This window comes from Streptomyces sp. ST2-7A (assembly GCF_021390475.1).
GTDB lineage: Bacteria > Actinomycetota > Actinomycetes > Streptomycetales > Streptomycetaceae > Streptomyces.
In genome coordinates this window covers 227,119-243,220 of sequence record NZ_JAJUWS010000001.1, presented here as the reverse complement: position 1 = coordinate 243,220, position 16,102 = coordinate 227,119, and the positions used below count along the sequence as shown (strand labels likewise).

At 68.7% G+C, this 16,102-nt stretch carries 8 protein-coding genes; all 8 read left to right on the top strand.

Features of this window, described 5'->3' with window-relative positions:
• Positions 1-74: 74 nt before the first annotated feature.
• The 8 genes from rpoB (at position 75) to LZF96_RS01020 (ending at position 15,782) form a co-directional block, all read left to right on the top strand.
• Positions 75-3,560 carry a DNA-directed RNA polymerase subunit beta gene (gene rpoB / locus LZF96_RS01055; RefSeq protein WP_233864685.1) on the top strand — a complete coding sequence of 1,162 codons (3,486 nt, stop codon included), beginning with the start codon at positions 75-77 and terminating at the stop codon, positions 3,558-3,560.
• A 106-nt stretch (positions 3,561-3,666) separates the two neighbouring features.
• A complete protein-coding gene (locus tag LZF96_RS01050) occupies positions 3,667-7,569 on the top strand; it encodes a DNA-directed RNA polymerase subunit beta' (RefSeq protein WP_233864952.1) in 3,903 nt (1,300 codons plus the stop codon).
• Positions 7,570-8,492: 923 nt separating this feature from the next.
• A complete protein-coding gene (rpsL, locus tag LZF96_RS01045) occupies positions 8,493-8,864 on the top strand; it encodes a 30S ribosomal protein S12 (RefSeq protein ID WP_143616571.1) in 372 nt (123 codons plus the stop codon).
• Between the two features lie 3 nt (positions 8,865-8,867).
• Positions 8,868-9,338 carry a 30S ribosomal protein S7 gene (gene rpsG / locus LZF96_RS01040; RefSeq protein WP_233864684.1) on the top strand — a complete coding sequence of 157 codons (471 nt, stop codon included), beginning with the start codon at positions 8,868-8,870 and terminating at the stop codon, positions 9,336-9,338.
• Between the two features lie 39 nt (positions 9,339-9,377).
• Complete coding sequence (gene fusA / locus LZF96_RS01035) at positions 9,378-11,498, top strand: elongation factor G (protein ID WP_233864682.1); 2,121 nt, start codon at positions 9,378-9,380, stop codon at positions 11,496-11,498.
• 247 nt (positions 11,499-11,745) lie between these two features.
• Positions 11,746-12,939: an elongation factor Tu gene (tuf, locus tag LZF96_RS01030; protein ID WP_233864681.1), complete on the top strand. Its 1,194-nt coding sequence runs from the start codon at positions 11,746-11,748 to the stop codon at positions 12,937-12,939.
• A gap of 690 nt (positions 12,940-13,629) precedes the next feature.
• Positions 13,630-14,085 carry a DUF485 domain-containing protein gene (locus LZF96_RS01025; RefSeq protein ID WP_233864680.1) on the top strand — a complete coding sequence of 152 codons (456 nt, stop codon included), beginning with the start codon at positions 13,630-13,632 and terminating at the stop codon, positions 14,083-14,085.
• Complete coding sequence (locus LZF96_RS01020) at positions 14,082-15,782, top strand: cation acetate symporter (RefSeq protein WP_374203050.1); 1,701 nt, start codon at positions 14,082-14,084, stop codon at positions 15,780-15,782. The genes LZF96_RS01025 and LZF96_RS01020 overlap by 4 nt, the downstream gene beginning before the upstream one ends.
• Positions 15,783-16,102 lie beyond the last annotated feature (320 nt).

Below are 16,102 nucleotides of genomic sequence, written 5' to 3'. Positions count from 1 at the left end.
ATTCACTGCTCCCTGTCCGTCACCAGGGAACCGGCACGCGCGCAGAGAGTCCGAGCCCTCGGAAGGACCCCCTCTTGGCCGCCTCGCGCACCGCCTCGACCGAACACCCGAACAACGGCGCCGGCACCGCTCCGCTGCGCGTCTCCTTCGCGAAGATCCGTGAGCCCCTCGAGGTTCCGAATCTCCTCGCGCTGCAAACCGAGAGCTTCGACTGGCTGCTCGGTAACGATGCCTGGAAGGCCCGAGTCGAGGCCGCGCTGGAGAGCGGACACGACGTTCCCAGGAAGTCCGGCCTGGAGGAGATCTTCGAGGAGATCTCCCCGATCGAGGACTTCTCCGGCTCCATGTCGCTGACCTTCCGCGACCACCGCTTCGAGCCGTCGAAGAACTCCATCGACGAGTGCAAGGAGCGCGACTTCACCTACGCCGCCCCGCTCTTCGTCACCGCCGAGTTCACCAACAACGAGACCGGCGAGATCAAGTCCCAGACGGTCTTCATGGGCGACTTCCCGCTCATGACCGACAAGGGCACCTTCGTCATCAACGGCACCGAGCGCGTCGTGGTGTCGCAGCTGGTCCGTTCGCCGGGTGTCTACTTCGACAGTTCCGTCGACAAGACCTCCGACAAGGACCTGTTCTCGTCCAAGATCATCCCCTCCCGCGGCGCGTGGCTGGAGATGGAGATCGACAAGCGCGACATGGTCGGCGTGCGCGTGGACCGCAAGCGCAAGCAGTCGGTCACCGTGCTGCTCAAGGCGCTGGGCTGGACCTCCGAGCAGATCCTGGAGGAGTTCGGCGAGTACGAGTCGATGCGCGCCACCCTGGAGAAGGACCACACCCAGGGGCAGGACGACGCGCTGCTCGACATCTACCGCAAGCTTCGTCCGGGCGAGCCGCCGACCCGTGAGGCCGCCCAGACCCTGCTGGAGAACCTCTACTTCAACCCCAAGCGCTACGACCTGGCCAAGGTCGGCCGCTACAAGATCAACCGCAAGCTCGGCGGGAACGAGCCGCTGGACTCCGGCGTGCTCACCATCGAGGACATCGTCGCCACCATCAAGTACCTGGTGCGGCTCCACGCCGGCGAGACCGAGGCCGTCACCTCCGAGGGGCAGACGATCGTCGTCGAGACCGACGACATCGACCACTTCGGCAACCGCCGTCTGCGCAATGTCGGCGAGCTGATCCAGAACCAGGTCCGCACCGGTCTGGCCCGCATGGAGCGGGTCGTCCGCGAGCGCATGACCACCCAGGACGTCGAGGCGATCACGCCGCAGACCCTGATCAACATCCGGCCGGTCGTCGCCTCCATCAAGGAGTTCTTCGGCACCAGCCAGCTGTCGCAGTTCATGGACCAGACCAACCCGCTCTCCGGGCTGACCCACAAGCGCCGCCTGTCGGCGCTGGGCCCCGGCGGTCTCAGCCGTGAGCGGGCCGGCCTCGAGGTCCGTGACGTGCACCCCTCGCACTACGGCCGGATGTGCCCGATCGAGACCCCCGAGGGTCCGAACATCGGTCTGATCGGCTCGCTCGCCGCCTTCGGCCGGGTCAACGCCTTCGGTTTCGTGGAGACCCCCTACCGCCGGGTCGTCGACGGTGTGGTCACCGACGAGGTGCACTACCTGACCGCCGACGAGGAGGACCGCTTCGTCATCGCGCAGGCCAACGCCAAGCTCGGCGAGGACCTGCGGTTCACGGAGAACCGCGTGCTGGTGCGCCGGCGCGGTGGCGAGATCGACTACGTCACCGGCGAGGACGTCGACTACATGGACGTCTCCCCGCGCCAGATGGTGTCGGTGGCCACCGCCATGATCCCGTTCCTCGAGCACGACGACGCCAACCGCGCGCTCATGGGCTCGAACATGATGCGCCAGGCGGTGCCGCTGCTGAAGGCGGAGTCCCCGCTGGTCGGCACCGGCATGGAGTACCGCGCCGCGACCGACGCCGGTGACGTCATCAAGGCCGAGCAGGACGGTGTGGTCACCGAGGTCTCGGCCGACTACGTCTCCCTGCGCTACGCCGACGGCAGCGACGTCACGCACCGGCTGTCGAAGTTCCACCGCTCCAACCAGGGCACCTCCTTCAACCAGAAGGTGCGCGTCAACGAGGACGACGAGGTGGTGGCCGGTCAGGTCATCGCCGACGGTCCCTCGACCGAGCGCGGCGAGCTGGCGCTGGGCAAGAACCTCCTGGTGGCCTTCATGTCGTGGGAGGGCTACAACTACGAGGACGCGATCATCCTCTCGCAGCGGCTGGTGCAGGACGACGTCCTGTCCTCCATCCACATCGACGAGCACGAGGTCGACGCCCGCGACACCAAGCTGGGCCCCGAGGAGATCACCCGGGACATCCCGAACGTCTCCGAGGAGGTGCTGGCCGACCTCGACGATCGCGGCATCGTCCGCATCGGTGCCGAGGTGACCGCCGGCGACATCCTGGTCGGCAAGGTCACGCCCAAGGGCGAGACCGAGCTGACCCCGGAGGAGCGGCTGCTGCGCGCGATCTTCGGTGAGAAGGCGCGCGAGGTCCGCGACACGTCGCTGAAGGTCCCGCACGGCGAGTCCGGCACCGTCATCGGTGTCCGGGTCTTCGACCGCGAGGAGGGCGACGAGCTGCCGCCGGGCGTGAACCAGCTGGTTCGCGTCTACGTGGCGAAGAAGCGCAAGATCACCGACGGTGACAAGCTCGCGGGCCGCCACGGCAACAAGGGCGTCATCTCCAAGATCCTGCCCGTGGAGGACATGCCGTTCCTGGAGGACGGCACCCCCGTGGACGTCATCCTCAACCCGCTGGGCGTCCCCTCCCGGATGAACCCCGGTCAGGTTCTGGAGATCCACCTCGGGTGGCTCGCCTCCCAGGGCTGGAAGGTCGAGGGCGACACCGAGGAGTGGCAGCGCCGACTCGCGGCGATCGGGGCCGACGACGTCGCGCCGCGCACCAACGTCGCCACCCCGGTGTTCGACGGCGCCCGCGAGGACGAGCTGATCGGCCTCTTCGAGAGCGCCCTGCCGAACCGGGACGGCGACCGGATGGTCATGCCCAGCGGCAAGGCCAATCTGTTCGACGGCCGCTCCGGCGAGCCGTTCCCCGCGCCGATCTCCATCGGCTACATGTACATCCTCAAGCTCCACCACCTCGTGGACGACAAGCTGCACGCCCGGTCCACCGGCCCGTACTCGATGATCACCCAGCAGCCGCTGGGTGGTAAGGCGCAGTTCGGTGGGCAGCGGTTCGGCGAGATGGAGGTGTGGGCGCTGGAGGCGTACGGCGCCGCCTACGCCCTCCAGGAGCTGCTGACCATCAAGTCCGACGACGTGACCGGCCGCGTGAAGGTCTACGAGGCCATCGTCAAGGGCGAGAACATCCCCGAGCCGGGCATCCCCGAGTCCTTCAAGGTGCTCATCAAGGAGATGCAGTCGCTCTGCCTCAACGTGGAGGTGCTGTCCAGTGACGGCATGTCCATCGAGATGCGCGACACCGACGAGGACGTCTTCCGCGCGGCGGAGGAACTCGGTATCGACCTGTCCCGGCGCGAGCCGAGCAGCGTCGAAGAGGTCTGACGGGCCGGGCCGGGACGCGCGCCGAACGGGTGCGCGTCCCGGCCGTCCCCGGACCCCTCATCAGACCACTTGACCGACACATCAACCCTGAGAGGGATTGACGAGAGTGCTCGACGTCAACTTCTTCGACGAACTCCGCATCGGCCTGGCCACCGCCGACGACATCCGCCAGTGGTCCCATGGCGAGGTCAAGAAGCCGGAGACGATCAACTACCGCACCCTGAAGCCGGAAAAGGACGGGCTCTTCTGCGAGAAGATCTTCGGCCCCACCCGGGACTGGGAGTGCTACTGCGGCAAGTACAAGCGCGTCCGCTTCAAGGGCATCATCTGTGAGCGCTGCGGCGTCGAGGTGACCCGCGCCAAGGTGCGCCGTGAGCGGATGGGCCACATCGAACTGGCCGCCCCGGTCACCCACATCTGGTACTTCAAGGGCGTGCCGTCCCGGCTGGGCTACCTGCTGGACCTGGCGCCGAAGGACCTGGAGAAGGTCATCTACTTCGCCGCGTACATGATCACGTACGTGGACGAGGAGCGCCGCACCCGTGACCTGCCCTCCCTGGAGGCGCACGTCTCCGTGGAGCGCCAGCAGATCGAGCAGCGCCGCGACTCCGACCTGGAGAACCGCGCGAAGAAGCTCGAGAACGACCTCGCCGAGCTGGAGGCGGAGGGCGCCAAGTCCGATGTCCGACGCAAGGTCCGCGAGGGTGCCGAGCGGGAGATGAAGCAGCTGCGCGACCGCGCGCAGCGCGAGATCGACCGCCTCGACGAGGTGTGGAACCGCTTCAAGAACCTCAAGGTCCAGGACCTCGAGGGCGACGAGATGCTCTACCGCGAGCTGCGTGACCGGTTCGGCACCTACTTCGACGGCTCGATGGGCGCCGCCGCGCTGCAGAAGCGGCTGGAGACCTTCGACCTCGACGAGGAGGCCGAGCGACTGCGGGAGATCATCCGCACCGGCAAGGGCCAGAAGAAGACCCGCGCCCTCAAGCGCCTCAAGGTCGTCTCCGCGTTCCTGCAGACCTCCAACAGCCCCAAGGGCATGGTCCTGGACTGCGTTCCGGTCATCCCGCCGGACCTGCGTCCGATGGTGCAGCTGGACGGTGGCCGCTTCGCGACCTCCGACCTGAACGACCTGTACCGCCGGGTCATCAACCGCAACAACCGCCTGAAGCGACTGCTGGACCTCGGCGCCCCCGAGATCATCGTGAACAACGAGAAGCGGATGCTCCAGGAGGCCGTCGACGCGTTGTTCGACAACGGCCGTCGCGGTCGGCCGGTGACCGGCCCGGGCAACCGCCCGCTGAAGTCGCTCTCCGACATGCTCAAGGGCAAGCAGGGCCGCTTCCGGCAGAACCTGCTGGGCAAGCGGGTGGACTACTCCGCCCGTTCGGTGATCGTCGTCGGTCCGCAGCTGCGGCTGCACCAGTGCGGTCTGCCCAAGGCGATGGCGCTGGAGCTGTTCAAGCCCTTCGTCATGAAGCGGCTGGTGGACCTCAACCACGCGCAGAACATCAAGTCCGCCAAGCGGATGGTCGAGCGTGGCCGCACGGTCGTGTACGACGTGCTGGAAGAGGTCATCGCCGAGCACCCCGTGCTGCTCAACCGGGCGCCCACCCTGCACCGCCTGGGCATCCAGGCCTTCGAGCCGCAGTTGGTCGAGGGCAAGGCGATCCAGATCCACCCGCTGGTCTGCACCGCCTTCAACGCCGACTTCGACGGCGACCAGATGGCCGTGCACCTGCCGCTGTCGGCGGAGGCCCAGGCCGAGGCCCGCATCCTGATGCTGTCCTCGAACAACATCCTCAAGCCGGCGGACGGTCGTCCGGTGACCATGCCCACCCAGGACATGGTGCTCGGGTTGTTCTTCCTGACCACCGACTCCGAGGGGCGTGAGGTCAAGGGCGCGGAGCGGTCCTTCTCCTCCACCGCCGAGGCCGTCATGGCCTTCGACGCGGGGAGTCTCTCCCTCCAGGCGGAGGTGGACATCCGCTTCCCGATCGGAACCGTGCCGCCGCGCGGCTGGACCCCGCCGGCCCCGGCCGAGGGCGAGGAGCAGGAGTGGCAGCCCGGTGACCCGTTCCGGCTGCGCACCACCCTGGGCCGCGCGCTCTTCAACGAGCTGCTCCCGGAGGACTACCCCTTCGTCGACCGCCCGGTCGGCAAGAAGCAGATCTCCGAGATCGTCAACGACCTGGCCGAGCGCTACCCGAAGATCGTGGTCGCGGCGACGCTGGACAACCTCAAGGCGGCCGGCTACCACTGGTCCACCCGTTCCGGGGTGACCGTGGCGGTCTCCGACATCGTCGTGCCCGAGGCGAAGAAGGGCCTCATCGCCTCCTACGAGGCGCAGGACGAGAAGGTCCAGAAGCAGTACGAGCGCGGTCTGATCACCAAGGACGAGCGCACCCAGGAGCTCATCGGCATCTGGACCAAGGCGACCAACGAGGTCGCGGAGGTCATGAGCGAGAACTTCCCGAAGACCAACTCCATCTTCATGATGGTGGACTCCGGGGCCCGCGGAAACATGATGCAGATGCGGCAGATCGCCGGTATGCGCGGTCTGGTGTCGAACGCCAAGAACGAGACCATCCCGCGTCCGATCAAGGCGTCCTTCCGCGAGGGTCTGTCCGTGCTGGAGTACTTCATCTCCACGCACGGCGCCCGGAAGGGTCTGGCGGACACCGCCCTGCGGACCGCCGACTCGGGTTACCTCACCCGGCGTCTGGTGGACGTCTCCCAGGACGTCATCATCCGCGAGGAGGACTGTGGCACCGAGCGCGGTCTGAAGCTGCCGATCGCCTCCCGGAGCGGCGACGGCGTGCTGCGCAAGGAGGAGAACGTCGAGTCCAGCGTCTACGCCCGATGCCTCGCCGAGGACGTCGTGGTGGACGGCAAGGTGCTGGCCGGTGCCGGCACCGACCTGGGCGACGTGCTCATCGACGAGCTGGTCCGGCACGGCGTGGAGACGGTCAAGACCCGCTCCGTGCTGACCTGCGAGTCCGCCGTGGGCACCTGCGCCATGTGCTACGGCCGTTCGCTGGCCACCGGCAAGCTGGTGGACATCGGCGAGGCGGTCGGGATCATCGCCGCCCAGTCGATCGGTGAGCCCGGTACCCAGCTGACGATGCGTACCTTCCACACCGGTGGTGTGGCCGGTGACGACATCACCCAGGGTCTGCCGCGTGTGGTCGAGCTCTTCGAGGCCCGGCAGCCCAAGGGTGTCGCGCCGATCTCCGAGGCCGCCGGTCGGGTGCGCATCGAGGAGACCGAGAAGACCAAGAAGCTCGTCGTCACGCCGGACGACGGCACCGACGAGCAGCCGTACCCGGTCTCCAAGCGGGCCCGTCTGACCGTCGGCGAGGGCGACCGCGTCGAGGTGGGCCAGCCGCTCACCGTGGGTGCCACCAACCCGCACGACGTGCTGCGCATCCTCGGTCAGCGGGCCGTCCAGGTCTACCTGGTCAACGAGGTGCAGAAGGTCTACAACTCGCAGGGTGTGGCCATCCACGACAAGCACATCGAGATCATCGTGCGGCAGATGCTGCGCCGCGTGACGATCATCGAGTCCGGCGACGCGGAGCTGCTGCCGGGCGAGCTGGTGGAGCGCTCGAAGTTCGAGTCGGAGAACCGTCGTGTGGTCGCCGAGGGCGGGCACCCCGCCTCCGGCCGTCCGCAGCTGATGGGGATCACCAAGGCGTCGCTGGCCACCGAGTCGTGGCTGTCGGCGGCGTCCTTCCAGGAGACGACCCGGGTGCTCACCGACGCGGCGATCAACGCCAAGTCGGACTCCCTGATCGGGCTCAAGGAGAACGTGATCATCGGTAAGCTCATCCCGGCCGGCACGGGTCTGTCCCGGTACCGGAACATCCGGGTGGAGCCGACCGAGGAGGCGAAGGCCGCGATGTACTCGGCCGTCGGTTACGACGACATCGACTACTCGCCCTTCGGCTCCGGCTCCGGCCAGGCGGTGCCGCTGGAGGACTACGACTACGGTCCCTACCAGGGCTGAGGCGCACGGCGCGGGTCGAACACGATCGTGTTCGACCGGCCGACCGCGAGGGCGGTGCTCCCGGGAACGGGGGTGCCGCCCTCGCGGCGTTCCCGCCTCCCCGTGCCGGGTGGATCACCCGGGGTTCCTCGGGCCACCGGGGCCCGGGGGACGGGCGGTCGTTCCTCCGCCCTCGCCGGGGCCAGGGCTCTATTGCGGGGTCACGGGTGTCCGCCCGTTCGTCTCCACCGGTACCCGCGGGGCCGGTTGGTTTTGGAGCACCGGGTTCCGCCCGTCCGGGCCCCGGGCCGGGGCGGTCGTTCCGGTTCCCCGGGGAACCGCGGGCGGGAATCGGGGGTGGGGGAGCCGGGACCGGGTCCCCGGACGGACCGCCCGGCCGGGACGGCGGACCCCGGGACCGGGGGTGCCCGCGGGGTTCCGGAGTCCCGGGAGACCGGAGGTGCGGGCGATCCGCCTCCCCCTCCGGGCCCCGGCCCGGCGGCGGAGGCGTGAGGGCTTCGCCCCCGGGGTAGTGTCACGTGGAGCCCGTGCGGGGCCCTCTCCGATCGACCGGGGAGACATCCGACCGGGGGTCGGCCGACCCGGAAGCCGGCCGGTCCCGGTCGAGGATCGTCGCCGTTCCCGACCCCGCGCCGCGCCCCGGTGCCGACCGGGGATTTCGGGGTTCCCCTTCCGCGTGCCCGGTGGTTTTGACCCGGGCCGTTGCGCTCGGTAGGCTCTGTCCTTGTGCCCGGGGTGTCCCCTGCGCGCGCCCGATCACCGGTCGATGGTTCGTCCGATGAGGCGGTGCGGCCCGCGGAGGTCTCCGGAGCTGCTTGTCGCCCCCACGGGGGGATCCGCAGTCTTCGACACGCCCGACCGCGTGGGTCGGACGCGTGGTCCGGGTTAGTTCCACCAGACGGCACACAGAAACCGGAGAAACCGTGCCAACGATCCAGCAGTTGGTCCGCAAGGGCCGGCAGGACAAGGCCGAGAAGAACAAGACGCTGGCGCTCGACGGTTCGCCGCAGCGCCGCGGCACCTGCACGCGCGTCTTCACGACCACCCCCAAGAAGCCGAACTCGGCCCTGCGCAAGGTGGCGCGTGTCCGCCTGACCAGCGGGATCGAGGTCACGGCCTACATTCCGGGCGAGGGCCACAACCTGCAGGAGCACTCCATCGTGCTCGTGCGCGGCGGCCGTGTCCGGGACCTCCCGGGTGTTCGCTACAAGATCATCCGCGGTTCCCTGGACACCCAGGGCGTCCGCAACCGCAAGCAGGCTCGCAGCCGCTACGGCGCCAAGAAGGAGAAGTAAGCCATGCCACGCAAGGGCCCCGCCCCGAAGCGTCCGGTGCACATCGACCCGGTCTACGGCTCTCCTCTGGTGACCTCGCTCATCAACAAGGTGCTGCTGCACGGCAAGCGTTCCACCGCCGAGCGCATCGTCTACGGTGCGCTGGAGGGCGTGCGGGAGAAGACCGGCAACGACCCGGTCGTCACCCTCAAGCGCGCGCTGGACAACGTCAAGCCGACCCTCGAGGTCCGCTCCCGTCGTGTCGGTGGTGCCACCTACCAGGTGCCGGTCGAGGTTCGTCCCGGTCGTTCCTCCACCCTCGCGCTGCGCTGGTTGGTCGGTTACTCCCGCGCCCGTCGCGAGAAGACCATGACCGAGCGCCTGATGAACGAGCTGATGGACGCCTCCAACGGCCTCGGCGCCTCGGTCAAGAAGCGTGAGGACACTCACAAGATGGCCGAGTCCAACAAGGCCTTCGCGCACTACCGCTGGTAGTCGCCGGCCCTATCGAGACCGAGAGAAGACTGAAGCCTCATGGCTACCACTTCGCTTGACCTGGCCAAGGTCCGCAACATCGGGATCATGGCCCACATCGACGCGGGCAAGACGACCACCACCGAGCGGATCCTGTACTACACGGGTGTCAGCTACAAGATCGGTGAGGTCCACGACGGCGCGGCGACGATGGACTGGATGGCGCAGGAGCAGGAGCGCGGCATCACCATCACCTCCGCGGCGACGACCTGTCACTGGCCGCTCGAGGATGTCGACCACACCATCAACATCATCGACACCCCGGGTCACGTCGACTTCACCGTCGAGGTGGAGCGCTCCCTGCGCGTGCTCGACGGTGCCGTGACGGTGTTCGACGGTGTGGCGGGTGTCGAGCCGCAGTCCGAGACCGTCTGGCGCCAGGCGGACCGGTACGGCGTGCCGCGCATCTGCTTCGTCAACAAGCTCGACCGCACCGGCGCGGACTTCCTGCGTTGCGTGGACATGATCGTGGACCGGCTCAACGCCACCCCGTTGGTCATGCAGCTCCCGATCGGTGCCGAGGGCGGCTTCAAGGGCATCATCGACCTGGTTCGGATGAAGGCCCTGGTCTGGTCCGAGGAGACCAAGCTCGGCGAGATGTACGACATCGTCGACATCCCCGCCGACCTGCAGGACCAGGCCGACGAGTACCGCGCCAAGCTGGTCGAGTCCATCTCCGAGAACGACGACGAGATGATGGAGCTCTTCCTGGAGGGCGAGGAGCCCACCGAGGAGCAGCTCTACGCCGCCGTGCGGCGCATCACCCTCGGGTCCACCGGAGCCGATGGCGCGACCATCACCCCGGTGTTCTGCGGTACCGCGTTCAAGAACAAGGGCGTGCAGCCCCTGCTCGACGCGGTCGTGCGCTACCTGCCCGCTCCGCTCGACGTCGAGGCCATCGAGGGCCAGGACGTCAAGGACAGCGAGAAGGTCATCGCCCGCAAGCCGTCCGAGGACGAGCCGATGTCGGCGCTCGCCTTCAAGATCATGAGCGACCCCCACCTGGGCAAGCTCACCTTCATCCGGATCTACTCCGGTGTGCTGGAGTCCGGCACCCAGGTGCTGAACTCGGTGAAGGGCAAGAAGGAGCGCATCGGCAAGATCTACCGGATGCACGCCAACAAGCGTGAGGAGATCAGCCGCGCGGGTGCCGGCGACATCGTCGCCGTCATGGGTCTGAAGCAGACCACCACCGGCGAGACCCTCAGCGACTCGGCGAGCCCGGTGATCCTCGAGTCGATGGAGTTCCCGAACCCCGTCATCGAGGTCGCGATCGAGCCGAAGTCCAAGGGCGACCAGGAGAAGTTGGGCGTCGCGATCCAGCGGCTGGCCGAGGAGGACCCGTCCTTCCAGGTCAAGACCGACGAGGAGACCGGCCAGACCATCATCTCCGGCATGGGTGAGCTCCACCTCGATGTCCTGGTCGACCGCATGAAGCGGGAGTTCAAGGTCGAGGCGAACGTCGGCAAGCCGCAGGTCGCCTACCGCGAGACCCTGCGTCGGGCCGTCGAGAAGATCGACTACACCCACAAGAAGCAGACCGGTGGTTCCGGTCAGTTCGCGAAGGTGCAGATCGCTCTGGAGCCCCTCGAGGGCGGCGGTTACGAGTTCGAGAACAAGGTCACCGGTGGCCGCATCCCCAGGGAGTACATCCCCTCGGTGGACGCCGGTTGCCAGGAGGCGATGGAGTTCGGCGTGCTCGCCGGCTACCCGCTGACCGGTGTGAAGGTGACCCTGCTCGACGGCGCGTACCACGACGTCGACTCATCCGAGATGGCGTTCAAGATCGCCGGCTCCATGGTCTTCAAGGAGGCCGCCCGCAAGGCCAGCCCGGCCCTGCTGGAGCCGCTGATGGCGGTCGAGGTCACCACGCCCGAGGACTACATGGGCGATGTGATCGGCGACATCAACTCCCGCCGGGGCCAGGTCCAGGCGATGGAGGACCGTAGTGGCGCCAAGGTCGTCAAGGCCCTGGTCCCGCTGTCGGAGATGTTCGGCTACGTGGGAGACCTGCGCAGCAAGACCTCCGGTCGCGCGAGCTACAGCATGCAGTTCGACTCCTACGGCGAGGTTCCCAAGAACGTCGCCGAGGAAATCATCGCGAAGGCCAAGGGCGAGTAATTCCGGATCATCCGGAGTCACTCACCCATTAAGCTGGAGCAAAACGGCAAACGGGGGCGTTCCGCCCCGGGTGCCGGCCCTCGCGAGAGGGCCGGCACCCGGGGGCCCGCCGCCCCCCACCGGCCGACCCGAAGCGAAACGGTCCAGGGTGTCCCCCGCGGGGTCCCGGCCGGTTCGGTACGACCACCTGCAACCCGCTCCGCGCCGTGCGGAGGGGCGTACAGCACCAGTCCACAGGAGGACCCCAGTGGCGAAGGCGAAGTTCGAGCGGACTAAGCCGCACGTCAACATCGGCACCATCGGTCACATCGACCACGGTAAGACCACCCTTACCGCGGCGATCACCAAGGTGCTGCACGACGCGTACCCCGACCTGAACGAGGCCTCGGCCTTCGACCAGATCGACAAGGCTCCCGAGGAGCGCCAGCGCGGTATCACCATCTCCATCGCGCACGTCGAGTACCAGACGGAGAGCCGTCACTACGCCCACGTCGACTGCCCGGGTCACGCGGACTACATCAAGAACATGATCACCGGTGCCGCCCAGATGGACGGCGCCATCCTCGTGGTCGCCGCCACCGACGGTCCGATGCCGCAGACCAAGGAGCACGTGCTCCTGGCCCGTCAGGTCGGCGTCCCCTACATCGTCGTCGCCCTGAACAAGGCCGACATGGTGGACGACGAGGAGATCATGGAGCTCGTCGAGCTCGAGGTCCGTGAGCTGCTCTCCGAGTACGAGTTCCCGGGCGACGACGTGCCGGTCGTCAAGGTCTCCGCGCTCAAGGCCCTCGAGGGCGACCAGGAGTGGGGCAAGAGCGTCCTCGAGCTGATGAAGGCCGTGGACGAGTCCATCCCGCAGCCCGAGCGCGACGTGGACAAGCCGTTCCTGATGCCGATCGAGGACGTCTTCACCATCACCGGTCGCGGTACGGTCGTCACCGGCCGTATCGAGCGCGGTGTCCTGAAGGTCAACGAGACCGTGGACATCATCGGTATCAAGGAAGACAAGACCACCACCACGGTGACCGGTATCGAGATGTTCCGGAAGCTGCTGGACGAGGGTCAGGCCGGTGAGAACGTCGGTCTGCTGCTTCGTGGCATCAAGCGCGAGGACGTCGAGCGCGGCCAGGTCGTCATCAAGCCGGGTTCGGTCACGCCGCACCTGGAGTTCGAGGCCCAGGCCTACATCCTGTCGAAGGACGAGGGTGGTCGCCACACCCCGTTCTTCAACAACTACCGTCCGCAGTTCTACTTCCGGACCACCGACGTGACCGGCGTGGTGCACCTCCCCGAGGGCACCGAGATGGTCATGCCGGGCGACAACACCGAGATGCGCGTTGAGCTGATCCAGCCCATCGCCATGGAGGAGGGCCTGAAGTTCGCCATCCGTGAGGGTGGCCGGACCGTGGGCGCCGGCCAGGTCACCAAGATCCTCAAGTGATCCTCGGCTGACCGGCCGCTCCTCATCGGAGCGCCGCGCGAGCCCTCCGCACCGCCGATTCCGGCGGTGCGGAGGGCTCCTCGTGTTTTCCGGGGATCTCTCCGGCCGGTGGGGCCGGTGATCGGAACGCCCTCCGGACCCGTGGCCGGGACCCGTGGGCGGGACGCGTGGGCGGGACGGGCCGGGGATGCCCCGGGCGGCGTCACCCGCGGTCGCCCCCGATCGCCGGCGTGCCCGCGGACGCGCGCGGGTCGCCCGGGGACGGCCACGCGTGTCGGAGGACGGCCGGGAGGGGTCGTGTGGGCTCCGGGACCGGCCCGATGCCCCCGGGGCCCGCCACAGGGGGCCGGCCCGCGTCGTCGGACCGGTGCGCGGGGCCGGCATCGGGCGGCCCCGGCATCGTGCGGGGCCGGCATCGGGCGGCCCCGGGGCGCGAGGGCCGACCGGTCGGGCCGACGGTTTCCGGCCGGCCGGAAACCGTCGGCGCGGGTCGTCCCCGCCGCCGTTCGCCGTCCGTTCGGCGCTCCGTCCGTCCGTTCGGCGCGGGCCCGACAACCGTTCGGCGCATCCGTCCGACGCTGGGCGATCGGGCCGGTGGGGACGGTGCGGCGGGGGAGTGACCTTCCTTACATTCCCCGCACGCCCCGGGCGTTCACCCGGCGGAAACACAACGCACCCCTGGAGCCGGCCATGACGACGACGCATACCGCCCCCGAGGCCACCGACCCTCCACCGGGCGGCGACCTGAGGTCCCGTTCGGTCGCCATGCACGAGGACCCCCGCTTCATCGACCTGCGGCGCCGGCTGGTGCGGTTCGTCGCCCCGATGAGCATCGCCTTCATGGCCTGGTACCTGCTGTACGTGATCATGTCCGCCTTCGCGCGCGACGTGCTCGCCGTGATCGTGGTGGGGAACGTCAACCTCGCCCTGGTCTTCGGGGTGCTGCAGTTCGTCACGACCTTCGGCATCGCCGTGTGGTACGCCCGTTACGCCGGCCGCCGCCTCGACCCGCTCGCCGACGAACTGCGCGGTGAACTGGAAGCCGGACCGGCCGGAGCCGTCGACGCCGCCGAGCGCACCGCCGACACCGCCCCCTCCGCCGGCACCGCCGGGCGTTCCACCGACTCCGGGGAGGCCCGCTCGTGAACGGCGTCCAGATCGCGCAGGCCGGCGAGGGCCGGCTGATCACCGTCCTGCTCTTCACCGTCATGATCGCCCTGACCCTGGGCATCACGCTGTGGGCCAGTCGGCAGGTCAAGTCCGCCACCGACTTCCACTCCGGCGGTCGCGGCTTCTCCGGTATGCAGAACGGCTTCGCCATCGGCAGCGACTACATGTCGGCCGCCTCCTTCCTCGGCATCGCCGGCATGATCGCCCTCTTCGGCTACGACGGGTTCCTGTACTCCATCGGCTTCCTCGTCGCCTGGCTGGTGGCGCTCCTGCTCGTCGCCGAGCTGCTGCGCAACTCCGGCCGCTACACCATGGCGGACGTGCTCTCCTACCGGATGCGCCAGCGCCCGGTGCGGACCGCCGCCTCGGTCTCCACCCTCACCGTCTCGATCTTCTACCTGCTGGCGCAGATGGTCGGCGCGGGCGCCCTGATCGCCCTGCTGCTCGGCATCCAGCCCGGTGAGACCTACCTCGGCATGAGCGCCGAGGCCGCCAAGATCGCGGGCATCGTGGTCGTCGGCATCCTGATGATCGTCTACGTGACCTTCGGTGGCATGAAGGGCACCACCTGGGTGCAGATCGTCAAGGCGGTCATGCTCATGGGGGGCGCCGCCCTGCTGACCGTGATGGTCCTGGCGGTCTACGGCTTCAACTTCGGTGCCCTGATGAACGACGCGGCACAGGCCAGCGGCGTCGGCAGCTCGTTCCTGGAGCCCGGTCAGCGGTACGGCGTGGAGGTCGCCGGCGACGCCTGGCAGACCCTGGTCAACAAGCTGGACCTGATCAGCCTCGGCCTCGCGCTGGTACTGGGCACCGCCGGTCTGCCGCACATCCTGATCCGCTTCTACACCGTCCCGGACTCCAAGGCGGCCCGGAAGTCGGTCAACTGGGGCATCGGCCTCATCGGCTCCTTCTACCTGATGACCCTGGTGCTGGGCTTCGGCGCCGCCGCCCTGGTCGGTCGGGACGCCATCGTGGCGCAGAACGCGGCCGGCAACACCGCCGCCCCGCAGCTGGCCGAGGAGGTCGGCGTGCACTTCGGCGGCGACCTGCTGGGCGCGATCATGCTGGCGCTCATCGCGGCCGTCGCCTTCGCCGCGATCCTGTCCACCGTCGCCGGTCTGACGATCGCCTCCTCGTCCTCCCTCGCCCACGACTTCTACAACAACGTGATCCGGCGCGGGAAGGCGAGCGAGAAGGAGGAGATCAAGGTCGCGCGGCTGGCCGCCTTCGGTGTCGGCGTGGTCGCGATCGTCCTGGCGATCTTCGCGCAGAACCTCAACGTGGCCTTCCTGGTGGCACTGGCCTTCGCCATCGCCGCCTCGGCCAACCTGCCGACGGTGCTGCTGAGCCTGTTCTGGAAGCGGTTCAACACCACCGGAGCCCTGGCCGGCATCTACGGTGGTCTGGCGAGCGCCCTGATCCTGGTGTTCTTCTCGCCGGTGGTCTCCGGCAAGGTGAACGCCGATGGTGACAGCCTCTCGCTCTTCCCCGCCGGCGTGGACTTCGCCTGGTTCCCGCTGGAGAACCCCGGCCTGGTCTCCATCCCCCTCGGCCTGCTGTGCGCGGTGGTCGGCACCCTCCTGTCCAAGGAGACCGACCCCGAGCGCTTCGCCGAGCTCCAGGTCCGCGCCCTCACCGGCGCCGGCGCGGAGGGGGCGAACAACCACTGACGATCCTCCTCCCCGGATCGCGCGGGTCCCGTCGGGCCCGCACGATCCCGCGGCGGGGGACCGGTGCCCGGATCGGCGAAGCCCCCTCGCCGTCCGCTCCCCTCCCCGGTTCCCCGTCGCCCGCCCCGGCGGACCGCCCCCGAATCCGGCCGGTGGGCGGCCCACCGAAGGCGACACCCGGCCCCGGGTCCCGCGCGGACCCGGGGCCGGGGCGTGCCCGTGGACCCGCGGGGACCCGCAACCGCCAGGTCACGGGGCACGTGGGAGATTCGCCACGGGGTTCGGCACCGGCCGGTACCGGTCGGGGATCCCCTCGGCCC

Coding starts and splice junctions, on each gene's coding strand:
- rpsG (WP_233864684.1), top strand. CDS start 8,868: ATGCCACGCAAGGGCCCCGCCCCGAAGCGTCCGGTGCACATCGACCCG.
- LZF96_RS01025 (WP_233864680.1), top strand. CDS start 13,630: ATGACGACGACGCATACCGCCCCCGAGGCCACCGACCCTCCACCGGGC.
- fusA (WP_233864682.1), top strand. CDS start 9,378: ATGGCTACCACTTCGCTTGACCTGGCCAAGGTCCGCAACATCGGGATC.